22 protein-coding genes and 1 pseudogene are annotated in these 26,726 nt (G+C 58.0%); 6 read left to right on the forward strand and 17 right to left on the reverse strand.

Annotated features, from left to right (window positions below; translation table 11 throughout):
* Nucleotides 1–19: 19 nt before the first annotated feature.
* The 9 genes from CRO06_RS02205 to CRO06_RS02250 form a co-directional block, all read right to left on the reverse strand.
* Nucleotides 20–1,149 (reverse strand): IS3 family transposase gene (locus CRO06_RS02205; protein ID WP_097057700.1). Its coding sequence is split into 2 segments (ribosomal slippage): nucleotides 20–891 and nucleotides 891–1,149, totalling 1,131 coding nucleotides; the frame shifts between segments, so codons are not numbered across the junction.
* 386 nt (nucleotides 1,150–1,535) lie between these two features.
* The gene (locus tag CRO06_RS02210; RefSeq protein WP_244902756.1) at nucleotides 1,536–2,813 is read right to left on the reverse strand and encodes an McrC family protein; all 1,278 of its coding nucleotides are present in this window, start codon (nucleotides 2,811–2,813) and stop codon (nucleotides 1,536–1,538) included.
* 32 nt (nucleotides 2,814–2,845) lie between these two features.
* Entirely contained in the window at nucleotides 2,846–3,982 is a 1,137-nt protein-coding gene (locus CRO06_RS02215; RefSeq protein ID WP_097057644.1) for an AAA family ATPase, read from the reverse strand.
* Between the two features lie 575 nt (nucleotides 3,983–4,557).
* Nucleotides 4,558–6,786, reverse strand: coding sequence for an Eco57I restriction-modification methylase domain-containing protein (locus tag CRO06_RS02225; RefSeq protein ID WP_097057646.1), 2,229 nt, complete (start codon nucleotides 6,784–6,786; stop codon nucleotides 4,558–4,560).
* Nucleotides 6,783–7,874, reverse strand: coding sequence for a DNA adenine methylase (locus CRO06_RS02230; RefSeq protein ID WP_097057647.1), 1,092 nt, complete (start codon nucleotides 7,872–7,874; stop codon nucleotides 6,783–6,785). Before CRO06_RS02230 ends, CRO06_RS02225 begins: the two co-directional genes overlap by 4 nt.
* Nucleotides 7,871–8,104, reverse strand: coding sequence for a hypothetical protein (locus tag CRO06_RS02235; protein WP_097057648.1), 234 nt, complete (start codon nucleotides 8,102–8,104; stop codon nucleotides 7,871–7,873). The genes CRO06_RS02230 and CRO06_RS02235 overlap by 4 nt, the downstream gene beginning before the upstream one ends.
* A 153-nt stretch (nucleotides 8,105–8,257) precedes the next feature.
* Nucleotides 8,258–9,387, reverse strand: a protein-coding gene (locus CRO06_RS02240) for an IS3 family transposase (protein WP_097057700.1) whose coding sequence is annotated in 2 segments (ribosomal slippage) — nucleotides 8,258–9,129 and nucleotides 9,129–9,387 — 1,131 coding nt in all. Because the reading frame shifts where the segments join, the coding sequence is not laid out codon by codon here.
* A gap of 36 nt (nucleotides 9,388–9,423) precedes the next feature.
* A complete protein-coding gene (locus CRO06_RS02245) occupies nucleotides 9,424–10,188 on the reverse strand; it encodes an SMP-30/gluconolactonase/LRE family protein (RefSeq protein ID WP_218839855.1) in 765 nt (254 codons plus the stop codon).
* Entirely contained in the window at nucleotides 10,185–11,054 is an 870-nt protein-coding gene (locus tag CRO06_RS02250) for an SDR family NAD(P)-dependent oxidoreductase (RefSeq protein WP_097057649.1), read from the reverse strand. The genes CRO06_RS02245 and CRO06_RS02250 overlap by 4 nt, the downstream gene beginning before the upstream one ends.
* 159 nt (nucleotides 11,055–11,213) lie before the next feature.
* Here CRO06_RS02250 and CRO06_RS20120 point away from each other — a divergent pair.
* A pseudogene (locus CRO06_RS20120) lies at nucleotides 11,214–12,083 on the forward strand (LysR substrate-binding domain-containing protein).
* A 22-nt stretch (nucleotides 12,084–12,105) separates the two neighbouring features.
* Here CRO06_RS20120 and CRO06_RS02260 read toward each other — a convergent pair.
* Both CRO06_RS02260 and CRO06_RS02265 read right to left on the reverse strand, forming a co-directional pair.
* Nucleotides 12,106–12,525: a secondary thiamine-phosphate synthase enzyme YjbQ gene (locus CRO06_RS02260; RefSeq protein WP_097057650.1), complete on the reverse strand. Its 420-nt coding sequence runs from the start codon at nucleotides 12,523–12,525 to the stop codon at nucleotides 12,106–12,108.
* 3 nt (nucleotides 12,526–12,528) lie between these two features.
* Nucleotides 12,529–13,497: a D-2-hydroxyacid dehydrogenase gene (locus CRO06_RS02265; protein WP_022995137.1), complete on the reverse strand. Its 969-nt coding sequence runs from the start codon at nucleotides 13,495–13,497 to the stop codon at nucleotides 12,529–12,531.
* Between the two features lie 36 nt (nucleotides 13,498–13,533).
* On the opposite strand from CRO06_RS02265, the gene CRO06_RS02270 reads away from it, so the two are divergent.
* Nucleotides 13,534–14,178 (forward strand): 2-thiouracil desulfurase family protein, encoded by a 645-nt coding sequence (locus tag CRO06_RS02270; RefSeq protein ID WP_218839857.1) that lies wholly within the window; start codon nucleotides 13,534–13,536, stop codon nucleotides 14,176–14,178.
* A gap of 59 nt (nucleotides 14,179–14,237) precedes the next feature.
* Nucleotides 14,238–15,701: a betaine-aldehyde dehydrogenase gene (betB, locus tag CRO06_RS02275; protein WP_026948300.1), complete on the forward strand. Its 1,464-nt coding sequence runs from the start codon at nucleotides 14,238–14,240 to the stop codon at nucleotides 15,699–15,701.
* Here betB and betA read toward each other — a convergent pair.
* The 4 genes from betA to speA form a co-directional block, all read right to left on the reverse strand.
* Nucleotides 15,695–17,404: a choline dehydrogenase gene (betA, locus tag CRO06_RS02280; RefSeq protein ID WP_097057652.1), complete on the reverse strand. Its 1,710-nt coding sequence runs from the start codon at nucleotides 17,402–17,404 to the stop codon at nucleotides 15,695–15,697. The two genes, betB and betA, sit on opposite strands and share 7 nt — an antisense overlap.
* Nucleotides 17,405–17,426: 22 nt before the next feature.
* A complete protein-coding gene (gene betT / locus CRO06_RS02285) occupies nucleotides 17,427–19,493 on the reverse strand; it encodes a choline BCCT transporter BetT (RefSeq protein ID WP_022995133.1) in 2,067 nt (688 codons plus the stop codon).
* A 111-nt stretch (nucleotides 19,494–19,604) separates the two neighbouring features.
* Nucleotides 19,605–20,057: a DUF4112 domain-containing protein gene (locus tag CRO06_RS02290; protein WP_022995132.1), complete on the reverse strand. Its 453-nt coding sequence runs from the start codon at nucleotides 20,055–20,057 to the stop codon at nucleotides 19,605–19,607.
* A gap of 32 nt (nucleotides 20,058–20,089) precedes the next feature.
* On the reverse strand, nucleotides 20,090–21,970 hold the full coding sequence (gene speA, locus CRO06_RS02295; RefSeq protein WP_097057653.1) for a biosynthetic arginine decarboxylase: 1,881 nt from the start codon (nucleotides 21,968–21,970) through the stop codon (nucleotides 20,090–20,092).
* Nucleotides 21,971–22,206: 236 nt separating this feature from the next.
* Between speA and speE the strand changes: the two genes are divergently transcribed.
* Both speE and CRO06_RS02305 read left to right on the forward strand, forming a co-directional pair.
* Complete coding sequence (speE, locus tag CRO06_RS02300) at nucleotides 22,207–23,067, forward strand: polyamine aminopropyltransferase (RefSeq protein WP_097057654.1); 861 nt, start codon at nucleotides 22,207–22,209, stop codon at nucleotides 23,065–23,067.
* Nucleotides 23,068–23,136: 69 nt separating this feature from the next.
* Entirely contained in the window at nucleotides 23,137–24,327 is a 1,191-nt protein-coding gene (locus tag CRO06_RS02305) for a multidrug effflux MFS transporter (protein ID WP_055100413.1), read from the forward strand.
* A gap of 129 nt (nucleotides 24,328–24,456) precedes the next feature.
* Here CRO06_RS02305 and CRO06_RS02310 read toward each other — a convergent pair whose 3' ends face one another.
* Both CRO06_RS02310 and CRO06_RS02315 read right to left on the reverse strand, forming a co-directional pair.
* Nucleotides 24,457–25,047, reverse strand: coding sequence for a 2-hydroxychromene-2-carboxylate isomerase (locus CRO06_RS02310; RefSeq protein WP_026948303.1), 591 nt, complete (start codon nucleotides 25,045–25,047; stop codon nucleotides 24,457–24,459).
* 1 nt (nucleotide 25,048) lies between these two features.
* Nucleotides 25,049–25,774, reverse strand: coding sequence for an SDR family oxidoreductase (locus tag CRO06_RS02315; protein ID WP_026948304.1), 726 nt, complete (start codon nucleotides 25,772–25,774; stop codon nucleotides 25,049–25,051).
* Between the two features lie 193 nt (nucleotides 25,775–25,967).
* Here CRO06_RS02315 and CRO06_RS02320 point away from each other — a divergent pair, with 193 nt between their 5' ends.
* Nucleotides 25,968–26,480, forward strand: coding sequence for a winged helix-turn-helix transcriptional regulator (locus tag CRO06_RS02320; RefSeq protein ID WP_055100412.1), 513 nt, complete (start codon nucleotides 25,968–25,970; stop codon nucleotides 26,478–26,480).
* The last annotated feature ends 246 nt before the right edge of the window (nucleotides 26,481–26,726 follow it).

Below are 26,726 nucleotides of genomic sequence, written 5' to 3' on the forward strand. Positions count from 1 at the left end.
TCTGACCTGCCCCCAGTCTTTAATCCAACTGCTCCCTAGTAATGTCCGTTACTTTTGAATCAGTTTTTCCAAGTCGGAGAGCGGAGGCAAACTCCAGGGGTGTCTGATACCCCAAGGATGAATGCGGTCGCCGCTCATTGTAGTCCAAGCGCCAGTTGCTGATCTTTTCGCGGGCATGAGCAAGATCCCGGAACCAATGTTCATTCAGACACTCATCCCGGAATTTTCCGTTAAAGCTCTCGACGTAACCATTCTGCATCGGCTTTCCAGGCTGGATCAGCTTCAGCTCAACGCCATGATGGTAAGCCCATTGATCCAATGCTCTGCCAGTAAATTCCGGCCCCTGATCGGTTCTGACGGCCTTTGGATAGCCTCTGAAGGCCGCTATGCCATCCAGGGTGCGGACCACCTGTTCGCCTGAGATTCCCATAGCAACGGGAATGTCGAGGCATTCCTTGGTGAAATCATCCACGATCGTCAGGCATTTGATCCTGCGCCCGTTGGTCAAGGAATCCATGACGAAATCCATAGACCACGTATGATTCGGCGCATCGGGCAGAACCAAGGGCTGCCGTTCGACCATCACCCCTTTACGGCGCTTGCGTTTGCGGACGGCCAAGCCTGCTTCCCAAAGTCGATAAACCTTTTTGTGATTCACCTCAGCACCCTCACGACGCAGCAACTGATGAACACGCCGGTACCCGAACCGGCGACGTTCGAACGCAATGGCTTTGATGCGCTCTGTCAGTTCACGCTCCTCGGGAGAACGCTGAGACTGATACCGCATCGTTGCGCGGGATAACCCGACGAGTGAACAGGCTTTGCGCTCGGATATCGTCGTCTCCGACAGCATGGTACGCACAGCCTCGCGCTTGTTCCCGACGGTCAGTACTTTCGGTTGAGAGCCGCCTTCAGAGCTTCTGTGTCCAGCATGGACTCGGCCAGCAGTTTCTTGAGCCGGGCGTTCTCTTCCTCCAGGGCCCTCAAACGACGGGCCTCAGAGACCTCCAAACCACCGTATTTCTTACGCCAGGTGTAGAAGGTTGCGTCCGAGATGTTGTACTTGCGACACAGCTCTTTGACCGGCAGGCCAGCCTCGGCTTCCTTCAGAATGGGAATGATCTGTTCTTCGGTGAATCGCTTCTTCATGTTCATCGTCCTCTCTGGTGATGAACATTACTAAGATCAGAATGGATTAGAAAGTTGGGGGCAGGTCAGCCAGCTCGAATATCCAATGAACGCGCCGGCGTTATACCCCTTTACTTGACTCCCTATGAGACTTGAAATAAAGCAGAAAAATCAGCCGCTTACAAACCCCACCGCAGACAGTCTCTTGATATCTTGACCAACGCTTCCTCCCAAACGCAAAAAGGCCGCCGACGCTCCCGCGCCGACGGCCTTTAACTAAGCCCTTACTAGCAACCTAAATCAAATCACTCCCACTCGATTATATTCTGCATATTTTTTTATTTAAAAATCAATAAGATACAAAAATAAAGATGTTCAATGCCATGAAAAATACCATTGGGAAATTTTCAATAAATGAATGCATGAGATACGGCATCGGCTAAGAAACTCGAAAACCGCTTTAAAGCTCCTCGCGATGAAATGCCCCGAACCTCAATCTGCATCCCAACTATCTGAACAGCATCCACTTGAACCCTCTCAAAGATTGTACAAGCCCCTGTCTCCTGCAGGGCGCCTCGGGGCTGCGCGGGGTACGCAAGCACTACCTTAGTAGCAGCAGCGGCTTTCGCAAACGCCAATGCCTCATAGACATCGGACTCGGAGATACGGAGCCTTCCTTTCTCAACGTGCCCTTTATATTTAGCGTCTAAAAGTATCCGCGGTCTCAATCCATCGGATTCGATCACACAGTCGGGATAGACTGATACGGGAGTAACTGCCCCGGTACTAGGTCTAGTCTTCGTCCCTAGCAGAAAACCTTTTTGTGACATTACAACTGAGGCGCCAAAACCCAAACGCGCTGCGACCGTTAGCAAATCCTCCCACACTCGCCACGTTGTTACCAAATACCCTGGGGCATGAGCTCTACCTTGCTGATAGCTGAGCCCCAAACCATCCAGCACATCCAGTGAGAGGCTGTGTAAGGGTTGCCAAGCTTGGTGCCTCGATGGAATTGGTCTACGTCGGCTCGTCGCTCCCCGTTGAGGGGAAAGCTCCTCAATTAGTCGCACCAAAGAGCCAACTACTGTCGGATCACGCACCTCGGGCAATAGGGCCTTAGCGGCACCCATGATATCAGCATTCCAACTATTCCATCGATCGAAACGAATCACCTCTTGCTCAAACCCTTCAGAGGAAGGAAGAACCAAATCCACCGGATCAGGATCGCCGTCAATATAGAAATCCACCTCTCTAACCCTGCGATAGCTGCGCAAAGGTCGTCGTTTTAGGTCTGCATACATCCCCGTGAGTGATCTAGCAACCAAAGTCGCAAGGTCGCGAGGTGTGCCACCCGATGCTAACAAGCGCTCCGACGCTAGCAGACGCCCATGGCGTGAAAGGGTGGAAAGAAAGAAAAAATCTTCGCGCCATCGAGCATCGAGCTCATCCAACCCAAGAAACTTAGGTGCCACCTCGAGTTCAAGAGAAGGTGCTAACCGAATAAGTCCCGCAAAATCAGTTGCTCTTGCCCCTTTTTCACTCACACTTATCGGGTTATATCCCAGCCCCAAGCTTAACGCTGCTCGATTCCCCGCATCCATCAGCATTGCTTTTGCTTCGGCACGACCAATGCCTATAGCCGCAGCTATTTTTTGTACGACCTCAACTGGCGAGCCGTACTCCACGAGAGATAGCCGCTTCCTAGCATACGCCACGACTACTCCTGCGCGAACGCACGTAAGGCCGAATAGATATCGGCCTCTGACAAATTGGAAGGGCCCTCGAGCATGAACCTCAGGTCATCAGCAAAGGTGGTTTCAGTGAGTCGGAATGGATTGAAAGATGGCCCATCCAAGGCATTCAATGCAGCTGCGATGCCTCTAATATCACCAAAGAAAACCTCCTCTACATGAGCTCTAACTTTTGACCAGCCAATGCAGAGGATACTAAGTACTTCATCTAAAGATAGCCCTTGAAGATCACCGTCTGACATTAAGACCCCGTGACCGATTTGGTACTCACCTCCCCGCCCTAGCGATATACGTTTGTTCACCGCTACCCAAGCACGTACTGATGCTTCCAATGCTTGATTAGCATGCTCAGGCTGGTCGGGAAGGTCATCCTCTGTATAGGCTGGTAACGCATAAAATGCCCGTAGCGCCGCCTCTTCAGGCTCAAGTCGTAGTGGTTCCCACCGCCGTAAAAAGGCCACATCTAACGGTTCTACAGAAGCATCAGCTTGATTCATTGCCGCTAAAATATACAAATCGGACGGCAGCGCATACTCAACGATCTCACCTGTATCAGGATCGAGCAGTTCAAAGTATTGGGTTTCAGCTCTCGCGACACCATTGGGGTCAAGACGCTTGTCTGACTCTATAGCTACAATTGCACCACCAAAAGCTTGAACTGCAGGCCCCCGATTAATTTCATCTATTATCAAGAGTGCCGCGCCATTTGGTGATTTTGCATGTTCGCTAGCCCTATAAAGAGTTCCCTTTACGATAGTAAAATCACCGTCACCCTCGGACTTATTAATTGCCGGAGTTATACCTGAAACAAAGTCACGATATTTAGTATTCTGATGAAAGACTGTACGAAACACCTTTCTATCAATTCTTTTTGGTGCAGGAATATCGCTTGAATCCGTGCCAGACGAAGGTGGTATAGGTATACCTCCGATAGGATTAAGCTTTGGCTTCCCATGTTTCATCGTGACTCCAAAACCTGTTTCGAATGCCAAAGCGACTTCAGCAAGTAGCTTAGACTTTCCTGTTCCTGGAGGCCCTGATATCAAAACGTTACGCGAACGCGCCAAGAGCTTCAATGCTTGCTTGCAGGCCTCACTTACCATTGCAATACCTATCTAGGCTGGAAAAGTCCCGATACCCAATCACAGCACGATTTGAAGGCCGACTCGCATCTATACAACCTAATATCTCATCGGCCACTACAGGGTCCCATACTCCTTTAGTACGCAAAGTCTTTTCCTCTGCATAATATGGCCACACTGTCCCATCATATAGCTGTATAAGAAGCAAGATGACACGATTACCTACCCCGCCTACAGGCAAGCGCTTCGTATCAAAACAACCGTACTCATGAACACGTGCTATGCGCCCTTCAGCAGGCCGGACATCAGTAGGTGGTTCAAAAAAGGACTCCTTCGATTCCTCATTCCCAACATCGTTTAGCCAAAAAAACCTGCCTTGAAACACGTCAATCTCGACAGTCGATCCTCGCTTTCGCTTTTGCTTAACGACGTTGGGGAACATCATCTTAATAATGGGTAGAAGCTTGCTGTATGAGCCGAACCGGAAATCTCGAGCACCGCCCCCCGAATCCGAGTCATTGGATTGGGCTAATATTTTCCTTATATCGCCAGGCACGATTTCTTTATACAAAATTCGGGCTACATCCTTTGATCCATTAGCCACCCCTTCTCTCTCCTTTTTTTTGGTCTTCATTCATTCGCACGAGTTCAGACGGGACATAAGCTATTGCCCCTAAATTCTGAGCATCAACAACCCGCTGGCTCCATAACTTGGCGTCTTCGGCAGTTCGTTTTGCAACAGTCGCCAGAACCGTATCACGAGTGATTGTCGACTTTGCTTCTGCCGGAAGCGGAGGCTGCCCGCGATCCAATATTGGAAAATCTTTCAATATCAGGTTCATATCCTGCAAGCTCAAGCCATAAGCTACTGCTATTTCAGCATCTATTTCAGCCCGAAGCTCAGCCACGCGCTTCCATACTTCATCTGAAGCCCCACTAAAATCGAGAGTTTGCAGCTCCCGCGAAGCATTTTCGAGCCTTTTCCATGGCAAACCACCTTTCGCAAGCTTCGGCATCGGGACGCTTTGAAGCAAAAAGTAATTCACTGTGGTAGTGAGAACTCGTCTGAGCATCCAGTCAAACACAAAGCTGTTCGCGATAGCCAACCATACATAAAGCCGATCTTCCGACGGATCTTCTGGAAATACAATAGTAGGAACCTTGTTCCCACAAACAACGCCTGGTGGTATTAATGCAGCCATGAGCGATCGCTCATTTGTCTGCCCAGCGATATCGCAAAAACCAACGCGCACTAGCCCCACTCGGTGCTGATTAGCTGAAGGTATATCGGCAGGAGATATCCAAAACTGAGGACGCAAGCGTGAGGCACCAATCGCGTAGGCTTCCCACTCGGCGCTCCGCCCGCTACCAGCCACATGACCTTTTACGCCAAAGCGGTGCGCTTGCACCATTCGCCCCTCCACAAGCGGGAGCGCCCCGTGTAAAGGACGGTCAGTAAACTTTGACCGTTCCTTTGTCATATCTACCTCTCGGCAAAACTTAGGTGCCCAACCATTACCTGGGCTCGTCCAAGAGATTCCCGCCTCCGTAATTTTGGTAAAAAGCCTCCATTCAGCTCCGCTACGAACCTCCGGAATACTCAAATCCTCTCGCGTAGCAGAGAGCGCAGCACGTCCAATTGTTGCTGTCCCTGTAACCTCCACACCATTAGGTGTGCCTCGCTCATGTAGAAGCTGGATCGGATCACGCTTTCTCTTGTCGGTACCAGATTTAACTAATGCTACAGCCAAGAATTTAAAGCGAGTATCTATCGCAAAGAATCGCGCCCTGTTATCGAGAATTGATATCGATATGCTTTGACAAGCATCAAATACTTTACGACGTATTCCTTGAGTTCCTTGCGAACGAATCAACCCGCCGGGCACTAAGGCGGAAACTATTCCTTGATCTTTGCAAAGACTAAAAAACAAGTCAGTGAAGGCAATATACAAGTCTGGATCACCACTACCGAGGATAGGGTAACGCTCGAGTAACCGGAGAGAATAAGTAGCAACCTTTTCACGTTGCACCGAGAACTTGTCTTCGTCCATGCTCTCAATATTCGCTCCGTAGTGGCGTTTTTGGCCCGAAGACTTGAGAAACTCATGCCGAGAGATCTTTACTTTTTCCCAAGGCGGATTTCCGATTACAGCGTCGAAACCACCTGGAGCCATAGACTCCCAAACTTCGGGCGGTGCCATCAAGCTATCGCCGCAGTACCAGTTGGACCGCATAGCCTTCAGAACAGACAGATCATCTGTAAAAACAGCGAGACTTAAAATGGCCCCACGCAACGAATTTTCAGATAAATCTGCTGCATATACGCAATTGGCCAACCAGTAAGCCGCTTTGGCTCGGTCCATACCACATACAGCATAGGTCAATGCTGCCAAGAGCATTCCCGCGCCACCCGCCGGGTCTATGACTTTGCTCTCATGTGTAAGCTTTGGGGCGGCTAGTTGAGCTAGTCTACTAGCTAGTCGGAAATCTGTATGGTATGCACCAGTTCTTTTCCGATCACCTTCATGCAACGACTCTCTTGCCAGCGCACTTAGTGCTAACGCTGGAGCGATAGGAGTACGTTCAATTGCGCTGACAACTCCAGCAGCCAAGCCCAACAGCTCACCTGTAGGGCATTGATTTTTCACTCCAAAAACTTCTTGAAACTTCCCTAGGTCAAATCCACCAAATCGTGAAGCTACCGCTTCCAATATCTGAAGCCGCAACTCATATCCTGAAGCTCCTCGCTCATACCCCATCGCCTCCAAAAGAGGCTTCTCTACTGCCGCCAAATACTCCATTTCCAACGGTTTTGGTGAGCTCATGCAAAACTTCCTACTAAGCCATCAGCAGAAATACTTTTCTTCGGTCTGAAATCCGCTTCACGTTCTTTAACCCGTTCTACCACCACAAGAAACTCGCTGACTTCCGAAGCTGTTTCGCTTGCAACCTTATTAGGGCGGTATCTCCCGATACTACCTAACGGGTACATCGTCGACTTGCCTGCCTTAGAAAGTTCCACCTTCATATCAGGCATTGATATATGTCCTTCACTACTATAGGAGAGAAGTATTTTTTCAGCCTTTAAGCTATTAACTAAATTTGAAAGCGCTTTTAAAGCTCTTGTTTTGTAGCAGAAGTCGGATGCGAGCTCTTTCCATGGCCTTAGACCCGCAACCCCTTCAACCTCGGGCCGATCACCTATCGCCAGAGTCTCTAGAATATGGTAATAGCTGGCGTACTGACGTTTAGTATAAGGCGGATCTAAGTACACAACGTCCTGCGATCTATTTGGAACGTCAAACACATCCCCAACTACGGCCTCAACACGCACCGTCTTTTCTTTGAGTTCGCGGCAACGAACCGCAATCTCCCCTTGCGACTGTGTGGTCCACTTGGAAAGAAAACAGCCGAAGGTCCCTGCTATATTAGCTACCCGATTCAAAGCTCCAAAAAGGTCAGCAATCAACAGCCTCTCTTCTAATTCATCAATACTACCTGAATCCCTCCATTCAGCTATAAGGTCTCGCATAGCATCGATACGCGCGGCATTTGTTTCTGTAAAATAACGTCTTTCTATACCACAAAAATCGTAAGACGCAGGGCTATATTCACGCCATATAAACCCTTTCTTCGGAGGCGCATTATTCAATCTATAAACCGCTGACTCATAACCACCTAGCCTTTTGAAGGCTGCTTGCTTTTTACTTATTAGTCGAGCACCGGCTGAAATCACAGCAGAATAAAGATTGTCATTAATTCTGACATTCCAGCCTAGCTTAGCAGCGGCCTCAGCCACTACTCCCGTGCCACAAAATGCATCCACAAAAAACGCCCCGTCTTTAGGTGGGGGCATATGATCTACAATCTGATCAATCAGCCGAGATTTTGATCCAAGGTATCGAAAGGTCATTTTACTCCCCTCACGTAAGACCTATGCTTCTCCTCACCCCAACTTCTCGCGACTGGAGTATTACTTTCATCAATTGCGATACCTTTTCGATCGCAATACTCGCTAAGCAACACTTCGAGCATGTTTACCATGCTGCGCTGCTCGCTGCTCGCAACCTTTTTCAATGCCCATTTAAAGCTGGGGGAAACACGTAAATTCAATGTCTCACTCTTGATTTCAGAAAACTTCATAGAGAGCCCCGCAAGTGTCTGTGCAATTGCGTTACTTTAGCAAACTTAGCTTTAAAACGCCATCCTGACGGGGCTTCAACCTTTCGTTTCTAGCGTCTGTTCAGCCTCGCTTATTCACAAATTCTTCAACCTCCCCTGACCTGCCCCCAGTCTTTAATCCAACTGCTCCCTAGTAATGTCCGTTACTTTTGAATCAGTTTTTCCAAGTCGGAGAGCGGAGGCAAACTCCAGGGGTGTCTGATACCCCAAGGATGAATGCGGTCGCCGCTCATTGTAGTCCAAGCGCCAGTTGCTGATCTTTTCGCGGGCATGAGCAAGATCCCGGAACCAATGTTCATTCAGACACTCATCCCGGAATTTTCCGTTAAAGCTCTCGACGTAACCATTCTGCATCGGCTTTCCAGGCTGGATCAGCTTCAGCTCAACGCCATGATGGTAAGCCCATTGATCCAATGCTCTGCCAGTAAATTCCGGCCCCTGATCGGTTCTGACGGCCTTTGGATAGCCTCTGAAGGCCGCTATGCCATCCAGGGTGCGGACCACCTGTTCGCCTGAGATTCCCATAGCAACGGGAATGTCGAGGCATTCCTTGGTGAAATCATCCACGATCGTCAGGCATTTGATCCTGCGCCCGTTGGTCAAGGAATCCATGACGAAATCCATAGACCACGTATGATTCGGCGCATCGGGCAGAACCAAGGGCTGCCGTTCGACCATCACCCCTTTACGGCGCTTGCGTTTGCGGACGGCCAAGCCTGCTTCCCAAAGTCGATAAACCTTTTTGTGATTCACCTCAGCACCCTCACGACGCAGCAACTGATGAACACGCCGGTACCCGAACCGGCGACGTTCGAACGCAATGGCTTTGATGCGCTCTGTCAGTTCACGCTCCTCGGGAGAACGCTGAGACTGATACCGCATCGTTGCGCGGGATAACCCGACGAGTGAACAGGCTTTGCGCTCGGATATCGTCGTCTCCGACAGCATGGTACGCACAGCCTCGCGCTTGTTCCCGACGGTCAGTACTTTCGGTTGAGAGCCGCCTTCAGAGCTTCTGTGTCCAGCATGGACTCGGCCAGCAGTTTCTTGAGCCGGGCGTTCTCTTCCTCCAGGGCCCTCAAACGACGGGCCTCAGAGACCTCCAAACCACCGTATTTCTTACGCCAGGTGTAGAAGGTTGCGTCCGAGATGTTGTACTTGCGACACAGCTCTTTGACCGGCAGGCCAGCCTCGGCTTCCTTCAGAATGGGAATGATCTGTTCTTCGGTGAATCGCTTCTTCATGTTCATCGTCCTCTCTGGTGATGAACATTACTAAGATCAGAATGGATTAGAAAGTTGGGGGCAGGTCAGATCCGCATCAAACGCGCAACTGGTGGGGCGAGGGACCGGCAATGAGATCAGGTGCTCCAGGCCACCGCGCGGACAGATCCGGGCGATCGCGGCACCGTCGAAGAGCACACTGAGCAGAAAGCCCTCCCGATCGATCGTCAGCCCGTCCGGTTTGCCCAGGTTCGCATCAATATGGAGCCATTCCCGGCGATCACGGACGCTCCCCGAATCGGGATCATAAGCGTAGGCATGGATGAGGCCTCGCCGTGAATCCGTCACATAGAGGGTTCGCCCGCCACGGCTCCACTGGAGGCCATTGATGAGCGTGAACCCGGAATCCATAACGCGCCATCGCAGGTCCGGCTCCAGGCAATAGAGATAGCCGCTCCCCTCACTCAGTTGTTCATCCATCAAGCCAACCCACAGGCGGCCGGCCGGATCCAGACGGGCATCATTCAATCTGTAGCCGTCCCGCGCGTGCGGCGCCGTGGCGACTCGCCGCACCACGCCGGATTTATCCACCGTTGCCACATCACAGCCAATCCCGATAATCAGTTCGCCAGCCTGATTCTCGGTGACGAAACCCAGTGGGCCAGGCATCGGTTGTCGGACGTTCTCGCCGGTCGCCGGACAGTACCTGTTGAGGGAGGCAGCCATCGTATCCACCCACAGCAAGCCGTCGCCGAAGCGGCTCCAGACCGGGCTCTCGCCCAGCATTGCCTGCCCCGGAAACGCCACCGATACGGCGCTCACGAACGAGGTTCCTCGTTGCCCACGGCAATGCGCGACCAGCGCGCGGCGACTTCGTCGGTGGTTGCAGCCCGGACCGCGCGCAAATCGCGAGGGTAATCCACACCCGCGGCTTCCATCGCCCTGGTGGCATGAAACTGACCGTTCGCGGCGCGCAATACCCAGCCGCCTTCCGTGCAGTTTCGGGACGCCAGGAACGCCACGCCGGGTGCGACCTCGGCGGGAAGCAATTCGTCCGGTTCATCCTCGATCCCCCACATGCGGGTTTTCGCCACCGGCGACACCGCATTGACGACGATGCCGTGTCGCCGGCCTTCGGACGCCAGCACGTTCATGATGCCGACCACGGCCATTTTCGCGGCAGCGTAGGACGCCAGCCCTTCCTGAACATACTGGGGATAGAGTGCCCTGCAGGAGGTGGTCAGGACGATACGGCCGTACCCCGCCGCCTTCATCGCGGGCCAGACAGCCTGAGCAAGCCACAGGGAAGCCTTGGCGGTAACCGCCATCATCCGATCAAAGGACTCTTCTTCCAGCACCTCGATCTTTTCGTAGGCGACCCATCCCGCATTGTGGATCAGGGCGTCCAGACGTCCTCCTCCGACGGCCAAAGCCCTGTGCAGCAGTTCAATGCACGCCTGCCGGGTATCGATGGTCCCCGGTAGGGCATGGACATCCAGCCCTTGCGAACGCAGTTTTGCCGCCACGTGCTCCCCCACCTTCAGGTCCCGTCCATGGCCGCCAGTGTCCGCACCGGAATCCTGGATCAGAACCTTCGCGCCCTGCTCGGCGATGCATCGAGCGTAGGCCAACCCAAGACCGCGCCCGGCTCCGGTGATGAGCACGACTTGCCCGTCAAAGTCCGTCATTGCTTACTCCCACAGCCTCTTGAGGATTCTCAAGGAGCTTAGGAGTCGCTGTTTGATATATCCAATACCATTAAAGTAGCCTGTTAATATATTGAAAGTATCAAGCGAAGAGCCCTCCGGAGGTGAACCATCACCACTACCGATCCCCCTCGCATCAGCCTGCGCACGCTTGAACAGTTTGTCGTGGTGGCGGAAGAGCTGCACTTTCACCGGGCGGCGGCGCGGCTGAACATGTCGCAGCCTCCCCTCACCCACGCCATCAGAAAGCTGGAAGACGAACTCGGCGTCATCCTGATCAAACGGGACAAACGCGTGCTTGGTTTGACCGACGCCGGCCGGACTTTTCTTGAACAGGCCCGTGAGACATTGCGCCAGGCGGAACAAGCGGTCACCGCCACACGGGATGTGGCGGCCGGCCGCACCGGAGTGGTGCGCCTCGGCTATGTAGGAAGTGCGCTCTATGGACGGTTGCCGACGGTCATTCGCCAGTTTCGTTCGACTTATCCAAAGGTGCGCCTGGAATTACGCGAAGCGACCACCGCCGCGCAGATCGCCGCGCTGCGAGACGGAGAGCTGGACGCGGGCGTTCTCATTCCACCTCTGACCAACGCCCAGGATATTGCTGTCACTCCATTTGACCACGACCGTCTGTGCCTGGCCCTTCCCCGGGACCACCCGCTGAGCCGGCGCTCCGACCTTGCCCTCACCGAACTGGCGGACGAACCGTTCGTACTCTGACCCAGCGTTGAGGGAAGCGGCTTTTATCTTCAAGTTGTCCATCTCTGCGCCGATGCCGGTTTCGTTCCCAGGGTCGCGCAGGAAGCACACGGCATGCACGCCGTGCTGTCCCTGGTGGCCGTCGGCGTTGGCGTCGCCATCGTGCCCGAAAGCATGAAGGGCTTTCGCGAAGACTGGATCCGCTACCACCCACTGCCGGCCCCCGGAGCCGCTTTCGAACTGGTACTGGCCACGCGCGATCCCTCGCCACCGGTGCGGGCCCTGGTCCGCTCCTTCGGGGCCTCCGGCTAATCCACCCCCAAACCAACGCGGGCTACTCGCCCTGCAAGGTCGCCACTATTCCGCGCGCGCCGCCGTGATCACGGTGCTCGCACAGATAAATCCCCTGCCAGGTTCCCAGGGCCAGGGTCCCATCATGGAGCGGCAATGACAGGGACGGCCCGATCAGCACGCTCTTGATGTGCGCGGGCATGTCGTCCGGCCCTTCCAGGGTGTGCTCGTAGTGCGGCGCGTCCTGCGGCACCATCACATTGAAATGGCGCTCCAGATCTCCGCGCACATCCGGGTCCGCGTTTTCGTTGACGGCCAGGGACGCGGAGGTGTGCTGGATGAACAAATGCAGCAGCCCCACCCGGTAACGCCCCAACTCCGGCAGTGCCTCGACCACTTCACGGGTGATCAGGTGAAAGCCCCGGGCACGGGGCTTCAGGGTGATCGTCTGCTGGTACCACATGGCTCATCCTCCCTGGTTGACGACATTGACCGGCTGTCCGTTCCGCCAGGCATGGATGTTCTCCACGACCTGGTCGACCATACGCTGACGGCATTCGGTGCTGACCCAGGCGCTGTGAGGGGTGACGATCAGATTCGGCACATCGCCACCGAGCAGAGGGTGATCCGCCGGTGGCGGCTCCTGGCTGAGCACGTCGAGGGCGGCACCGCCCAGATGCCCGGCCCGCAATGACCGCTCCAGTGCCGCTTCGTCCACCAATGGCCCGCGGGCGGTATTGATCAGGAAAGCACCGGGGCGCATGGCGGCCAGGAAATCATCATTAACCAGTCCCTGGGTGTCTTCGGTGAGTGGACAATGCAGACTGATAACGTCGGCGCGACGGAGAAACTCGGGCAGCGGCACCCGGTCCGGCGCCGGGCCCGCGCCGGGGCGCAGTGACGCGGCCACCAGCACGTCCATTCCCATTGCCCGGGCGATGGCCGCCACCTGCCGTCCCAAAGCGCCGTAGCCGATAATGCCGAGGGTACGGCCTGCCAGGTCCACCACCGGGTAGTCCATGCGACAGAACATGGTGGATTCGCTCCAGCGGCCCTGTTGGGCATCCCGGTCGTATCGATGCCATTGCGTGGCGAGGCCCAGCATCAGCGCCACCGCATGCTGTGCCACGGTGGCGGTGGAGTAGCCCACCACATTGCTGACCACGATGCCTTTTTCCCGCGCCGCGCCCAGATCCACGTTATTGGTGCCGGTGGCGGAGATACCGATAAACTTGAGGTCCGGACACGCGTCCATGGTGGCCCGGTCGATGACCACCTTGTTGGTCACCGCCACGGCGGCGCCGGCGAGACGTTCGGCCACCTGCTCCGGGGCGGTGCGGTCATGGAAGGTCCAGCCGGACAGCGCGGCCCGCAGCGCCGACAAATCCAGCTCGGAGGGCTTGATGGTTTCGATGTCGAGAAATACGCCTTGCATGGGAGATCCTTCGTTGTGAAACCGGACGGGCCCACTATGCTAACGGAATTGCTCAGAGAAATGGGCTTCGAGCCTTCCCAGGGACGCCCGGAGCGGCCACGGGTGGCGGCCAGCGCCTGCCTGCTGGGCCAGCCAGTGCGCTACGACGGCGGCCACAAATACCATGCCGGCGTGGCCAACACCCTGGCGGCCCGGGTTACCCTGGTGCCGCTGTGTCCGGAAACCGCCATCGGCCTGCCGGTGCCCCGTCCTCCCATCCAGGTGGTGCTTGTGGGCGAGGCGCAGCGCGTGCGCGGCCTGGCCACGCCGAACGATGATTTCAGTGATGCGCTGGCGGAGTACGCCGACAGTCTGGCGCCGGCACTGGATGGCATGGTGCTGAAGTCGCGCTCGCCCAGTTGTGGCTTTGGCACCACACCACTGCACAACGAGAGCGGCGCGGAAGTCGGTGTCACCAGCGGCGCTTTCGCCGCCCGGCTTCATGCCCGCCTACCGGCCTTGCCGCTGTGCAACGACAGCGATTTGGATGGCGAGGGCGCGCTGGCCAGTTTCCTGCTGCGGGTCCACTGCCATCATCACTGGCGCCAGGGAAGGTCTCTCGCCGATCTGCGACAGCGGACACAACACCTTGCCCGGGACCTGCGACAGCCGCTACAACGGTATTTACAGCGTTTTTCTTGAGATCGGCAGCCAGCGCCGCCACTCTTTCAAGATCCCCTTTCGTCAAGCGAGGCCTCCCCATGACACAGCACAGCGACCGACAACTCTGGATCAACGGCGCCTATCGGCCGGCCCGCAGCGGGGAATTCTTCGACACCCACAATCCCGCCACCGGCGAAATAATCTGTCGCGTGGCTCTGGCCGGCGCGGACGATGTGGATGACGCCGTGGACGCCGCCAAGGCCGGCCTTGAGCAATGGCGCAGCCAGAGCGGCGCCGCCCGTGGCCGCGTGCTGCACCGCGCCGCCGCTCTGCTGCGCGAACACCGCGACGAACTGGCGCGTCTGGAATCCCTGGACGCCGGCAAGCCGCTGGCGGAAACGCCGGAAGCGGATGTGGATTCCGCCGCCGATTGCCTGGAGTACTTCGCCGGCCAGGCATCCTCCCTGCAGGGGGAGTATCAGCAGGTGGAAGGCGGCTTCTTCTACACCCGCCCGGAACCACTGGGTATTTGCGCGGGTATTGGCGCCTGGAACTACCCGTTACAGATCGCCGCCTGGAAATCGGCACCAGCCCTGGCCGCCGGGAACGCCATGATCTTCAAACCAGCGGAGCTGACGCCGCTGTCGGCGCTGCGACTGGCGGAGCTGTTCAAGGAAGCGGGCCTGCCCGATGGCGTGTTCAATGTGGTGCAAGGCTTGGCCGAAACCGGCCAGGCACTGAGCCGGCACCCCGATATCGCAAAAATCTCGCTCACCGGAGAAGTGGGCACCGGCAAGGCGGTGATGCGCGATGCCGCCGGCACGCTGAAAGCCGTTACCCTGGAGCTGGGCGGCAAATCACCGCTAATCGTGTTCGAGGACGCCGACCTGGACAACGCGGTCTCCGGCGCCCTGCTCGGCAACTTCTACACCCAGGGCCAGATCTGCACCAACGGTACCCGGGTGTTCGTGCACCGCTCGGTGAAAGACGCCTTCGTGGAAAAACTGCTGGCGCGCACCCGTGCCTTGAAAGTCGGCGATCCACTGGACGTCGACACCCATGTCGGCCCGCTGATCAGCGAAGCCCACATGCGGACGGTGCTCGAGTATATCGAGACCGGTAAGCGCGAAGGGGGGCAGCTGCTGATCGGCGGAGGCCGGGTCACCGTGCCCGGTCTGGAAAACGGCCATTTCGTTGAGCCCACCATTTTCGACGGCCTCGACGACAGTATGACCATCGTACGCGAGGAAATTTTCGGCCCGGTGATGTCGCTGCTGACCTTCGATGACGAGGACGAGGTGATCCGGCGCGCCAACGACACCGTTTTCGGTCTGGCCGGTGGTGTGTTCACCGCCGATTTGAGCCGTGGCCATCGCATGGCCGATGCACTGCAGGCCGGGATCGTCTGGATCAATCACTACAACGTGACCCCCATCGAAATGCCGTTCGGTGGCATCAAACAATCCGGCATCGGCAAGGAAAACAGCCGCCGGGCCTTCGATCACTACACCCGGTTGAAAACCGTGTTCGTGGCCCAGGCTCCGGTGGACTCGCCTTACTGATCGCCGCCGGCCTCGCCGGGGCGCTCGGCCATGCCGGCGCGCTGTCGATCCCGCCAATCCTCATCGAAATACACCGGCACCCCGGCGGCGGGAAGGCTGCGCCCCAGGATAAGATCCGCCGCTTTTTCACCGATCATGATGGTGGGCGCGTTGAGATTGCCGTTGGTGACCGTGGGCATGATCGACGAATCCACCACCCGCAGATTCTCCATACCATGCACCCGGCACCGCGGATCGACCACGGCCATGGGATCGGTGCCCATGCGGCACGAACCCGCCGGGTGATAGGCGGTCTCCGCACTTTGCGCCAGCCAGTCGTCGATTTCATCGTCGCTGTTTACATCCGGTCCTGGCATCAATTCGCGGCCCCGATAAGGATCGAAGGCCGGCTGATTGAAAATCTCACGGGTAAAACGCAAGCCGGCTCGAAACGCTGCCTTGTCTTCTTCCTCGGCGAAATAGTTGAATTGAATGCGCGGCGGCGCTTCCGGATCCGCCGACATCAAAGTGACTTCGCCCCGGCTTTTCGGCTTATTGGCCCCCAAATGCACCTGGAAGCCATGTCCTTTCACCGCGCTTGAACCGTCGTAGGCGATGGCACCGGCGAGAAAATGATACTGAATATCCGGATATTGCAGACCGGCACGGCTGCGAATGTAGCCGTTGGACTCAAACTGATTGGAAGTGCCAAGACCACGCCGCAGGAACAGCCAGTTGGCGCCAATCCAGGCCTTGGCCAACGGATTGAGCCAGGCGTTGAGGGTAATTTTTTTCGTGCACTCCTGCTGCACCCAGACTTCCAGATGATCCTGCAAATTCTGTCCAACACCGGGCAGATCATGCACCACCGGAATCCCCTGCGCCTGCAACTGCGCCGCCGGGCCGATACCGGACAGCATCAGCAGCTTCGGCGAGTTGAAACTGCTGGCGGAGAGAATCACTTCCTTGCGAGCTCTCACCCGGCGGGTGGTGCCACCCTGCCGGTACTCCACGCCAATAGCCTTACGCCCTTCCAGAATCACCCTGGTGGTCAGCGCATGGGTTTCCACATCCAGATTGGCTCGCGCCATGGCCGGCTTGAGATAAGCCACCGCGGTGGAACAGCGAATACCGTCACGCACCGTCATGTCCATGCGGCCGAAGCCTTCCTGGCGATACCCGTTATAGTCTTCGGTATAGCCGTATCCAGCCTGCCTGCCCGCTTCGATGAAAGCCCGATACAGCGGGTTCTTCATGTTGTTGCCGTTGCAGGTGGTCAGGGGCCCCTCGTCGCCGCGGTACTCATCGGCGCCATAGACACACCCTTCCGCCCGCCGGAAATAGGGCAGAACATTTTGATAGTCCCAGCCTTCCGCGCCCAGGTCCGACCATTCCTCGAAATCGCCGGCGCAGCCACGCACATACACCAGACCATTGATGGACGACGAGCCGCCCAGCACCTTGCCACGGGCCTGATGAATACGCCGCCCTTTCAACCCCGGCTCCGGCTCCGAATGGAACCCCCAGTCGTAGCGTTTCATGTTCATCGGGATGGAAAAGGCGGTGGGCATGCGGATGAAGATGGAATTGTCCTTGCCACCGAATTCCAGCACCAGCACCTGATGCCGGCTGTCCTCGCTGAGACGGTTGGCCAGCACCGCGCCGGCGGACCCGGCGCCGACGATCACATAATCCGCTTCGCGATCAAACGTTACCTCGTTCATGGCTCCTCCCGGTATCAGCGAGTCATTGAGAACCGCCATCGGTGCCGGGTTCCGGCAACGTATTGGCGCCCATTTCACGACTGAGGTGCAGAAATTGCAGATGGCTTTCGAAATGATCGACAATGTCCTCGATCAGTTGCTCACGGGTATACCCCATGACGTCGTACCCAACGCCGCCTTCACGCAAATGGACTTCCAACCGGTAGTAAACCGATCGGGATGGCTGCGCGCGAATAGTGAATGACGGCATGGCGCAACGTCGCGGCCACAACTGATAGGTGAAGTTCTGTTCGCCACCCAGATCCACGTTGAGCTCCATATGACGAGGCGCCTCGTCGCTGGTCACCACGGCCACCGGATAGCCCTTTTCGGCCAATTCGCTTTCCACTGCCTCGAACGCTGGGCGCACGGTGCGTTCCAGGAACTGGTCCACCTGTTTTTGACTGGGGAAACTGATGGCCCGGGCCAGTCGGTGGCTCCAGGTGCTGTGCCCGGTGCGTGAACCGATCCGCGCGGAAAGATGACCGGCCAGGGCGTCGCGCATACTGGCGGATTTCACGCTTTCCAGTTTCAGTGCTTTATACAGACCGATCATCATCAGAAACAGTACGAAAGCGAACGGCAGTCCCATTACCACCACCGCGCTTTGCAGCGCACCCAGGCCACCGGTCACCAGCAGGGCCAAGGTAATCACTCCAATCACCGCCGCCCAGACGATACGCATCCAGGCCGGCGCATCATCGTTGGGGTCACGGATGTAACAGGTCAGATTGGAAAGCACCAGAGAGCCGGAGTCGCCGGAGGTGATGAAAAAGACGATGGCCAGCATTGTCATCACCACCGTGGTGATCTGCTGCCAGGGCAGGTTCTGCAGGAACAAATAAATTGCGGAACCCGGGTTGCTTACCGCGGATTGCGCGAAGTCATTGGCGCCGTTCATGACCATATCTATGGCACTGTTCCCCATGATCGACATCCACGCCATCATGAACGTCAACGGCAGGATCAGAGTGCCCGCGACAAAGGTCCGGATGGTGCGGCCACGGGAAATGCGCGCCAGGAACAACCCCACGAACGGTCCCCAGGCGATCCACCAGGCCCAGAAGAACAGGGTCCAGGTGTTGAGCCAGTCCACCGGCTGATCGAAGGCGTAGGTATCGAAAGACATGGCGACGAAATTGGCGAAGTAATCACCGACATTGGTTACCATGGCGTTCAGCAAAAACATGGTCTTGCCGGTGACCAGCACAAAGATCATCAGCAATACCGCCAGCAACATGTTGAACTCGGACAAACGGCGAATGCCTTTTTCCACCCCCGAGGCCGCGGAAATGGCGGCGAACAAGACAATCACCACCGCCAGCGCCGCCTGAGTGGCGACCCCTTCCGGTATACCGAACATGTGATTCAGCCCGTAGTTAAGCTGAATGATGCCGATCCCCAGACTGGTGGCCACGCCGAACACCGTCCCCAGTACCGCCGCGATGTCCACCGCATGTCCCAGCGAGCCATAAATACGCTTGCCAAAGATGGGATACAAAGCGGAGCGAACGGTCAGCGGCAGCCCGTGGCGATAGCTGAAAAACGCCAGGGCCATACCCACCAGCGTGTAAATGCCCCATCCCGACAGCCCCCAATGCAGATACGTAATCTGCATCGCCTGGCGAGCCGCTTCGATGCTGCCGCCCTCACCCACCGGCGGCTGGGTGAATTGCGTCAACGGCTCGACGATACAGTAAAAAATCAGGTCAATGCCGATACCGGCGGAGAACAGCATGGCGGCCCAGGTCACCACGTTGAATTCCGGTTCCGCGTGATCCGGCCCGAGTTTGATGTCACCGAAGCGGGACAGGGCGACGACAATGACGAAAACCAGATAAGCCACGACGGCGACGAAGTAAAACCAGCCGAAAGAACCGGAAATCCAGCCCAGGGCGCCATTTATGACGCGCCCGGCGGAAGCGGTGAAGAACATCGCCCAGAGGGCGAAGAGCACGATGCCGATAACGGATCCGTAGAATACCACCGGATTGATGCGGTCCCGGGGCAGATCCGTCTGAGCATCATCGGGCGGGCTAAGGTCAGCCATCTGACAGTCCTCCTCTGGCAAGCCAAAAAAAGTCCTTGATGCCTTACTTAACCTACTACATCCAAACCCCTATGCCGGTGTGAAAGATGTAAAAACCACGTCACCGTCCCTTTACCAAATCCACATCACCACAGCGGTGATTACCGCGAACAACACGCACAGCCCAAGGAAAGGCCACCACGGAAACCGTTGCTTCGGTTCTTCTTCCAACTGCTCATAAAGGTACTCACGCAGCAATCGGGTATTGCGCGTATTCGCTTTGAACACCGCGTCGAAGGCATCACCGACCACTGGCAGCAGGCCGCCGAGAAAGTCCACCAGGATGTTGCGCACCATGCGCCGTTTGACCTTGCCGCTGGCGCCCACTTTCTGTGCTTGCAGCAGCACATAGCCGGACAACAGCAAGCCCACCACATCGCCGATACCGGGAATCAGGCCGACAATGGCTTCCAGGCCGATACGAAAACGGGTGAAAGGAATACCGATACTGGAATCGGTCCAGGTGCTGAACCGGTCAAGCCGCTCCAGCACCGCCTGATAACGCTGACGTTCCTGTTCATCCATGCACTGATCTCCTTTCCAATCTATGGAGGCGATTATTCCAGATAAGTGTAGCCAGCCAGACCATCGCGAATATCGTTCAGAAAGACCTGCCGGCGTGATTCGTCCAGATGGGCGTCCCGGCACCGGTTCTCCAGGGTTTCCAATAACCGTTGCGGATCGAAATTGACGTAACGCAACACGGTGCTGACGGTATCCCCCTGAATCGCGTGGGCCAGTTCAATGTCGCCATTCTCCGTGACAGTGACATCCACCGAGTCGGTATCACCGAACAGGTTATGCATGTCACCAAGAATCTCCTGGTAAGCGCCAACCATGAAGATGCCAAGATGGCCATTCAGGGTCTCCGGCAGCGGCAGGCTGCTCTCCACGCCCTCGCCGTCCACGTACTGATCAATACGGCCATCCGAGTCACAGGTGATGTCCTGCAAGACCCCCCGGCGGGTGGCCGGCTGATCGAGCCCGGACAAAGGCAGCACCGGAAATACCTGATCGATACCCCAAACGTCCGGTACCGACTGGAACACGGAGAAGTTCACGAACAACTTATCCGCCAGACGCTCATTGAGCTGATCCAGCAACTCCCGCTGCTGCCGGCGGCGCGGATCCAGGCGCTGGCGCAAGCGCAGCAGCGCATTCACGTACAGCTGCTCGGCGCGGGCACGCTCAATGATGCCGAGGTCGCCATTGAGGTAACGCAGCTGCAGATCCTGCCAGGCACCCATCAGCTCAGGATACAGCTCCAGCAGGTTGCCTTCCCCACGTTCCAACTGGCCGTTCAGCCGCCACAGTTCATGCAGTTCCACACTGTCGTCGTCACCGGGCAGCTGCACCTCCGCCACGGTCTGGCGCTCTTCGTCCGTGATATTGAGCAGCAGCACCGCATGATGGGCGGTGAGCGCGCGGCCGGACTCGGAAATCACGTCGGGGTGAGGCAAGTCATGGGCGGCGCACTGTTCGGCCAGGGTATGGACAATGTGCCAGGCGTAATCGGCCACGCCATAGTTCATCGAGCAGTAGGAGCGCGAGTGCGTGCCTTCGTAGTCCACGCCAAGGCCGCCGCCCACGTCCACGGTATCCACCGGCGCGCCCAGGCCACGCAGTTCCACGTAGTAGCGGGCCGCCTCGCGCATGCCGGCCTTGATGTCCTGGATGTTGGCCACCTGTGAACCCAGGTGAAAATGGAGCATGCGCACACAGGACAGCTTGCCGGCGTCCCGGCAGTGCGCCACCGCCTCGATCAGTTGCGGCGCGCTCAGACCGAATTTGGATTTCTCACCCCCGGTGTTCTGCCAGTTGCCCTTGCCGATGTTCATCAGGCGCACGCGCAGGCCAATGATCGGCTCCACCCCGATCCGGTCCGCCTCTTCCAGCAACAGCGGCAGCTCCGAGAGCTTTTCCACCACGATATGCACTTTGAATCCCAGGGTCTGACCCATCAGCGCCAGGCGCAGATATTCACGGTCCTTGTAGCCGTTGCAGACCACCGTGTCACCGGGATTGGACAGCGCCAGCACCGCCAGCAGCTCGGGCTTGGAGCCGGCTTCCAGACCGACCCGGTCGCCGTCTTCACGGGCGCGGATGATCTCATGCACCACCCGGCGCTGCTGGTTCACCTTGATTGGATATACCGGCGTGTACTCCCCCCGGTATTGCAGATCCTCGATGGCGGCCGCGAAGGCGCCGGACAAACGCCGCACCCGGTCCTTGAGAATGCCGGAAAACCGGGCCAGCACCGGAGGCCGCAACCCGGCCTGCCGGCAGGCCTCCAGCACCGTTTCCAACGGCGCTTCCGCGCCTTCATCGCCCTGCGGCCGCACGCACAGGCGCCCCCGGTCATCGATGCGGAAATAGCCATCCCCCCAGCGATCCACATTGTAGATGGCGTCAAAGGGGCGTTCCGGGGTGGTGCTCATAGGCTGGTGATCCTTGGTGTAGAGGATGAGGGCAGCCCCAATTATGGGCCATCATGGAGGGGTGGCAAATCCTTGCTTGGGTGTGATTTGGCGGGCAGCGGCTTCGCGCCCCCCGCGGGAAGCCGCCCTGGCAGCGATTGAATGATTTCCCGTAGGCGCGAGGGCCGAGGGCCAGTACAATCGGCGCCGTTCCCATTTACTGTTTTTCTCCACCATCCATCAGCGGGAAGAGTCCTATGAGTGCCCAAGACGGCAATTGGTTCATCGAGCATTTCGACTCCGCCGGCGTGGCCTTCGGCCTGCGGCTCAAACAAAAGCTGGAAGCGGTGCAAACCCCCTACCAGCACATCGAAATGTGGGAAACCGACACCTTCGGCTATCTGATGACCATCGACGGCGCCACCATGCTGAGCAGCCGCGACAACTTCCTCTACCACGAAATGATGGCGCACCCGGCCCTGTTCGCGCACGCGGCACCGCGCCGGGTCTTGATCATCGGCGGCGGCGATTGCGGCACCTTGCGCGAGGTACTGCGCCATGGCGGTGTGGAAAAAGCGGTGCAGATCGACATCGACGAACAGGTCACCCGCTTCTCCGAGAAGTACTTCCCGGAATTGTGCGGGTCCAACGACGACCCTCGCGCCGAGTTGCGCTTTGAGGACGGTGTCAAATTCATGCAGGACTGCGAGCCCGGCCAGTTCGATGTCATCATCGTCGATTCCACCGATCCGGTGGGCCCCGCGGAAGGGCTGTTCAAGGCGGAATTCTTCCGTCACTGCCACCGCGTGCTCGCCGATGGCGGGGTATTGGTACAGCAGTCGGAATCACCGCTGCTGCACAGCGACACCATCATTCGCGACCTGCACGTGAACATGCGCGAGGCTGGCTTTGATCACACCCAGACCCTGCCGTTCCCTCAGCCGGTCTATCCCAGCGGCTGGTGGAGCTGCACTCTGGCCGGCAAGGGCTGTGACGTAGGCGCCTTCCGCGAGGCGGACGCCGCCGGCAAGGACTTCGACACCCGCTATTACAGCGACGCCATCCATCGTGGTGCCCTGACCCTGCCGCCATTCATGAGCGCCGCCATCGGCGCCTGATCCCGCCACGGCTCAACCACGGCGCCCCCGGGAAGAAGGCTTCTCCAGGGGCGTCGAATCACGGAAGCAATGACCGATTCCCGCCCGACACCGGGCGCCAGCGCCCCGCTCTGGGGGCTGGCGCTACTGACCTTCAGCGGCACCCTGGCGATGCACATCTTCGTGCCGGCCCTGGCTTTGGCTGGCGACGACCTCAATGCCTCCGCCAGCGCCATGCAGATGACCGTCAGCCTTTATATTCTCGGCCTCGCCGTGGGGCAGCTGGTCTATGGGCCGCTGTCCGACCACTTCGGCCGCCGGCCGGTGCTGATGGTGGGCCTGGGCCTGTACACCCTGGCCGGACTGGCCGCGGCCCTGGCCCCGGAAGCCAAGGCGCTGATCGCCGCGCGTCTGTTTCAGGCCCTGGGCGGTTGCGCCGGCCTGACGCTGGCGCGGGCCATCGTCCGCGACACCACCGCCCCCCGGGAGGCGGCGCAACGGCTGGCGATGATGAATCTGATGGTAACCCTGGGCCCGGGCATCGCCCCGATTCTCGGCGGGCTGCTGGCCAACGAATTGGGCTGGCGCTGGATTTTCTATCTGCTGGTGGGACTGGGCGTGGCCAACGTGCTGTTCACCTGGCGGCTGCTGCCGGAGACCCGACCGCGCGACAGTGGCGGCGGCAACGTCAAAACCCTGGTCCGGGATTATCAAGCGCTGCTGCGCTCACCGGCGTTCCTGGGCTTCGCCCTCGGCGGCGGCTGCGCCACCACGTCAGTCTACGCGTTTATCAGCGCGGCGCCGTTTGTGTTCGTGGACCAGTTGCAGGTGCCGGCGGAACACGTGGGGCTATATCTGGCCCTGTTGGTGTCCGGCATGTCCATGGGCAATGTGTTCGCCAGCCGTCTGCTGGCGCGGTTCCCCATGCGCACGGTGCTGATGCGCGCCAATCAGGTCAGTGTGCTGGCGGCGTTCGTGTTTCTCGGTGCCGTGCTCAGCGAGCATCTGTCACTGACCGTCTTGTTGCTGTCCCTGTTCGTGTTCGCCACCGGCCTCGGTATCGCCGCGCCGGCCACGCTCACCGAAGCGATCAGCGTGATGCCCAGCGTCACCGGTTCCGCCTCCGGCCTGTACGGCTTTACCCAAATGGCCATCGGCGCACTCTGCTCGGCACTGGCGGTGCTCGGCGACGACCCGGCCCTGGCCGCCGCGGTGGTCCTCGCCAGTGCCGGCGTCATCGGCCAGATCGCGTTTCATGTCGCGCTGAGAAGCAGTGAATAGTGAATAGTGAATAGTGAATAGTGAATAGTGAATAGTGAATAGCATCAAAATCGGACAAACTGCTTATCCGCAAGCTGTATTTGCGAATAAGCAGGCTCTGTTTTTCTGTTAACTATTCACTGTTAACTGTTAATTTTTACTTAGCTCTTCTTCCACCCAATCCAGACGGTCCTGGCCGAAGAACATTTCATCGCCGACAAACATGGTCGGGGCGCCGAAGATGCCGCGGGACACGGCTTCTTCCGTGGTCTTTTTCAGCGCGTCCTTAACTTCCGGCTGCTGGGCCCGGGCCGCCCACTCCTCTGGATCAAGACCGGCTTCCCGGAGGGTCGCGCCGAGCACGTCCAGCTCATCCAGTTTGCGTTCCCGCAGCCACATCCCTTCGAACAGTGCGCGCAGCATGGTGTCCCATTGCGGCGTGTTCAAGGCGGCGGTGAGCAGGCGCATGCAATTCAGCGTATTCACCGGGAAATGCGGGTTCTGCTTGAGGGGCACACCATAACGCCGGGCATAGCGCTGCATATCCTTTCGGGTGTACAGGCCCTTGAGCGGAACCGCCGCCGGGGAGACGTTACCGGTGGCCTTGAATACCCCGCCAAGCAACATCGGGCGGTACACCAGTTCGGCGCCATGACGTTCGGCGATTCCGGGTAATTGGGTCCAGGCCAGATAGGTGGTGGGGCTGCCCACGTCGAAGAAGAATTCCACGGTTTTGCTCATCTCAAAAGGTCTCCATCCAGGGTCTCAGATCCAGCTCATGGGTCCAGGTATCACGGGGCTGTTGATGCAGCGTCCAGTAGGCGTCGGCGATGTGCTCGGGGTTGAGGATACCGTCCTGCTCCTTGAGCGCGTAACGCTGGGGAAAGTTGTCACGGATAAAGGCGGTATCGATGGCGCCATCGATGATGCTGTGCGCCACATGGATGCCCTCCGGTCCCAGCTCCCGCGCCATGCTTTGGGCCAGTGCGCGCAGCGCGAACTTGGCGCCGGCAAAAGCGGAGAAGCCTCGACCACCGCGCAGCGACGCGGTGGCACCGGTAAAGATGATGGTCCCGCGCCCTCGGGGCACCATCACCCGCGCCGCCTCACGCCCGGCCAGGAAACCGGCGAACGCCGCCATCTCCCAGACCTTGCGGTAGACCCGGGCGGTGGTGTCACGGATCGGGAAGTTGACGTTGGCGCCAATGTTGAACACCAATACCTCCAGAGGTCCCACCTCCTGTTCGATGGTATCCACCAGGGCCACCGCCTGCTCTTCATCACGGGCGTCGGAGCCAAAGGCGCGGGCCTCTCCGCCCTCCGCTTCGATCCGTGCCACCAGATCCGCCAGGGATTCCTTCTTGCGGCGGCTGACACAGGCCACATAACCCTCGCGGGCGAAGCGCCGGGCGATGGCACCGCCGGTAGCATCACCGGCCCCCACCACCAGCATCGCGGGTTTACTCATTACTCTCTCCCAATTGCGCCACGGCCGGCCCATCGCACCGCGATCAACGCATGCACCGCGATCAACGCATGCACCACGATCAACATAACGGCACCGACCATCGACATTGAAGGTTCCAAAAAGGAACTCAATAGTCCATTCTTTTTCAGAACCTGTCAAACCCCTATACTGCGGCGTCATTAGGGAGAAACTTATGCGCTGGCAAGATCTGGATCAGGAGCCCTGCTCCATGGCCCGCACCCTGGCGGTGATCGGCGACCGCTGGACGCTGTTGATATTGCGGGATTGTTTTCTCGGTGTGCGCCGGTTCGAGCGCTTCCAGGAACGGCTGGGCGTCACCCGGCATGTGCTCAGCGACCGGCTGCGCAAGCTGGTGGCAGCCGGTGTACTGGAGAAGCGGGCTTACCAGGAACGGCCCCCGCGGGAAGAGTATCGCCTCACTGCCATGGGGCTGGAACTGCACCCGGCGATCATTCACCTGGTGCAATGGGGCGACCGCTGGCTGTCCGATGACCATGGCGCCCCGCTGCAGCATATTCACCGCGGCCGCGGACACCGTTTCCAGGCTCAGCTCACCTGCGCCGATTGCGGCGAAGTGGTGGGACCGCGGGATGTCACCGTGGCGGCCAACCCGGCCCTGGCGCAACGGCTGGAACTGCCCGACGAAGGCCGGTCACCGGACACCGCCTGGCAGCAGGGTGGATGACCGGGGGACCGGGCGGAGGTCATAAAAAAGGGAGCCCGAGGCTCCCTTTTCCTGAGTGGCCACAACCCGAAATCAGCCACCCACCTGTACCGCTACGGCCCAAGCCACGACTCCCAGAATGACGATGAGCAGCACTCGTCGTCGTACCAGGGGCCAGTTGACGTGCCACATGGTCGAGTCCCCCTTCATTTTTGGCTACCCCGCGACAGCGGGGAGCTAAAAAGGTACAAGTGGGATATAGGTCAC

The sequence above is a fragment of the Alloalcanivorax xenomutans genome, from assembly GCF_900217905.1.
GTDB lineage: Bacteria > Pseudomonadota > Gammaproteobacteria > Pseudomonadales > Alcanivoracaceae > Alloalcanivorax > Alloalcanivorax xenomutans.

What these genes read in the sequence shown, in the direction of transcription:
- CRO06_RS02235 (WP_097057648.1), bottom strand. Translation starts at nt 8,104, where the DNA reads ATGAAGTTTTCTGAAATCAAGAGTGAGACATTGAATTTACGTGTTTCC.
- CRO06_RS02270 (WP_218839857.1), top strand. Translation starts at nt 13,534, where the DNA reads ATGCTAACGGAATTGCTCAGAGAAATGGGCTTCGAGCCTTCCCAGGGA.
- speA (WP_097057653.1), bottom strand. Translation starts at nt 21,970, where the DNA reads ATGAGCACCACCCCGGAACGCCCCTTTGACGCCATCTACAATGTGGAT.
- CRO06_RS02250 (WP_097057649.1), bottom strand. Translation starts at nt 11,054, where the DNA reads ATGACGGACTTTGACGGGCAAGTCGTGCTCATCACCGGAGCCGGGCGC.
- betT (WP_022995133.1), bottom strand. Translation starts at nt 19,493, where the DNA reads ATGGCTGACCTTAGCCCGCCCGATGATGCTCAGACGGATCTGCCCCGG.
- CRO06_RS02215 (WP_097057644.1), bottom strand. Translation starts at nt 3,982, where the DNA reads ATGGTAAGTGAGGCCTGCAAGCAAGCATTGAAGCTCTTGGCGCGTTCG.
- CRO06_RS02260 (WP_097057650.1), bottom strand. Translation starts at nt 12,525, where the DNA reads ATGTGGTACCAGCAGACGATCACCCTGAAGCCCCGTGCCCGGGGCTTT.
- CRO06_RS02320 (WP_055100412.1), top strand. Translation starts at nt 25,968, where the DNA reads ATGCGCTGGCAAGATCTGGATCAGGAGCCCTGCTCCATGGCCCGCACC.
- betA (WP_097057652.1), bottom strand. Translation starts at nt 17,404, where the DNA reads ATGAACGAGGTAACGTTTGATCGCGAAGCGGATTATGTGATCGTCGGC.
- CRO06_RS02310 (WP_026948303.1), bottom strand. Translation starts at nt 25,047, where the DNA reads ATGAGCAAAACCGTGGAATTCTTCTTCGACGTGGGCAGCCCCACCACC.
- CRO06_RS02230 (WP_097057647.1), bottom strand. Translation starts at nt 7,874, where the DNA reads ATGACCTTTCGATACCTTGGATCAAAATCTCGGCTGATTGATCAGATT.
- betB (WP_026948300.1), top strand. Translation starts at nt 14,238, where the DNA reads ATGACACAGCACAGCGACCGACAACTCTGGATCAACGGCGCCTATCGG.
- CRO06_RS02290 (WP_022995132.1), bottom strand. Translation starts at nt 20,057, where the DNA reads ATGGATGAACAGGAACGTCAGCGTTATCAGGCGGTGCTGGAGCGGCTT.
- CRO06_RS02305 (WP_055100413.1), top strand. Translation starts at nt 23,137, where the DNA reads ATGACCGATTCCCGCCCGACACCGGGCGCCAGCGCCCCGCTCTGGGGG.
- CRO06_RS02265 (WP_022995137.1), bottom strand. Translation starts at nt 13,497, where the DNA reads ATGCAAGGCGTATTTCTCGACATCGAAACCATCAAGCCCTCCGAGCTG.
- CRO06_RS02225 (WP_097057646.1), bottom strand. Translation starts at nt 6,786, where the DNA reads ATGAGCTCACCAAAACCGTTGGAAATGGAGTATTTGGCGGCAGTAGAG.
- CRO06_RS02315 (WP_026948304.1), bottom strand. Translation starts at nt 25,774, where the DNA reads ATGAGTAAACCCGCGATGCTGGTGGTGGGGGCCGGTGATGCTACCGGC.
- speE (WP_097057654.1), top strand. Translation starts at nt 22,207, where the DNA reads ATGAGTGCCCAAGACGGCAATTGGTTCATCGAGCATTTCGACTCCGCC.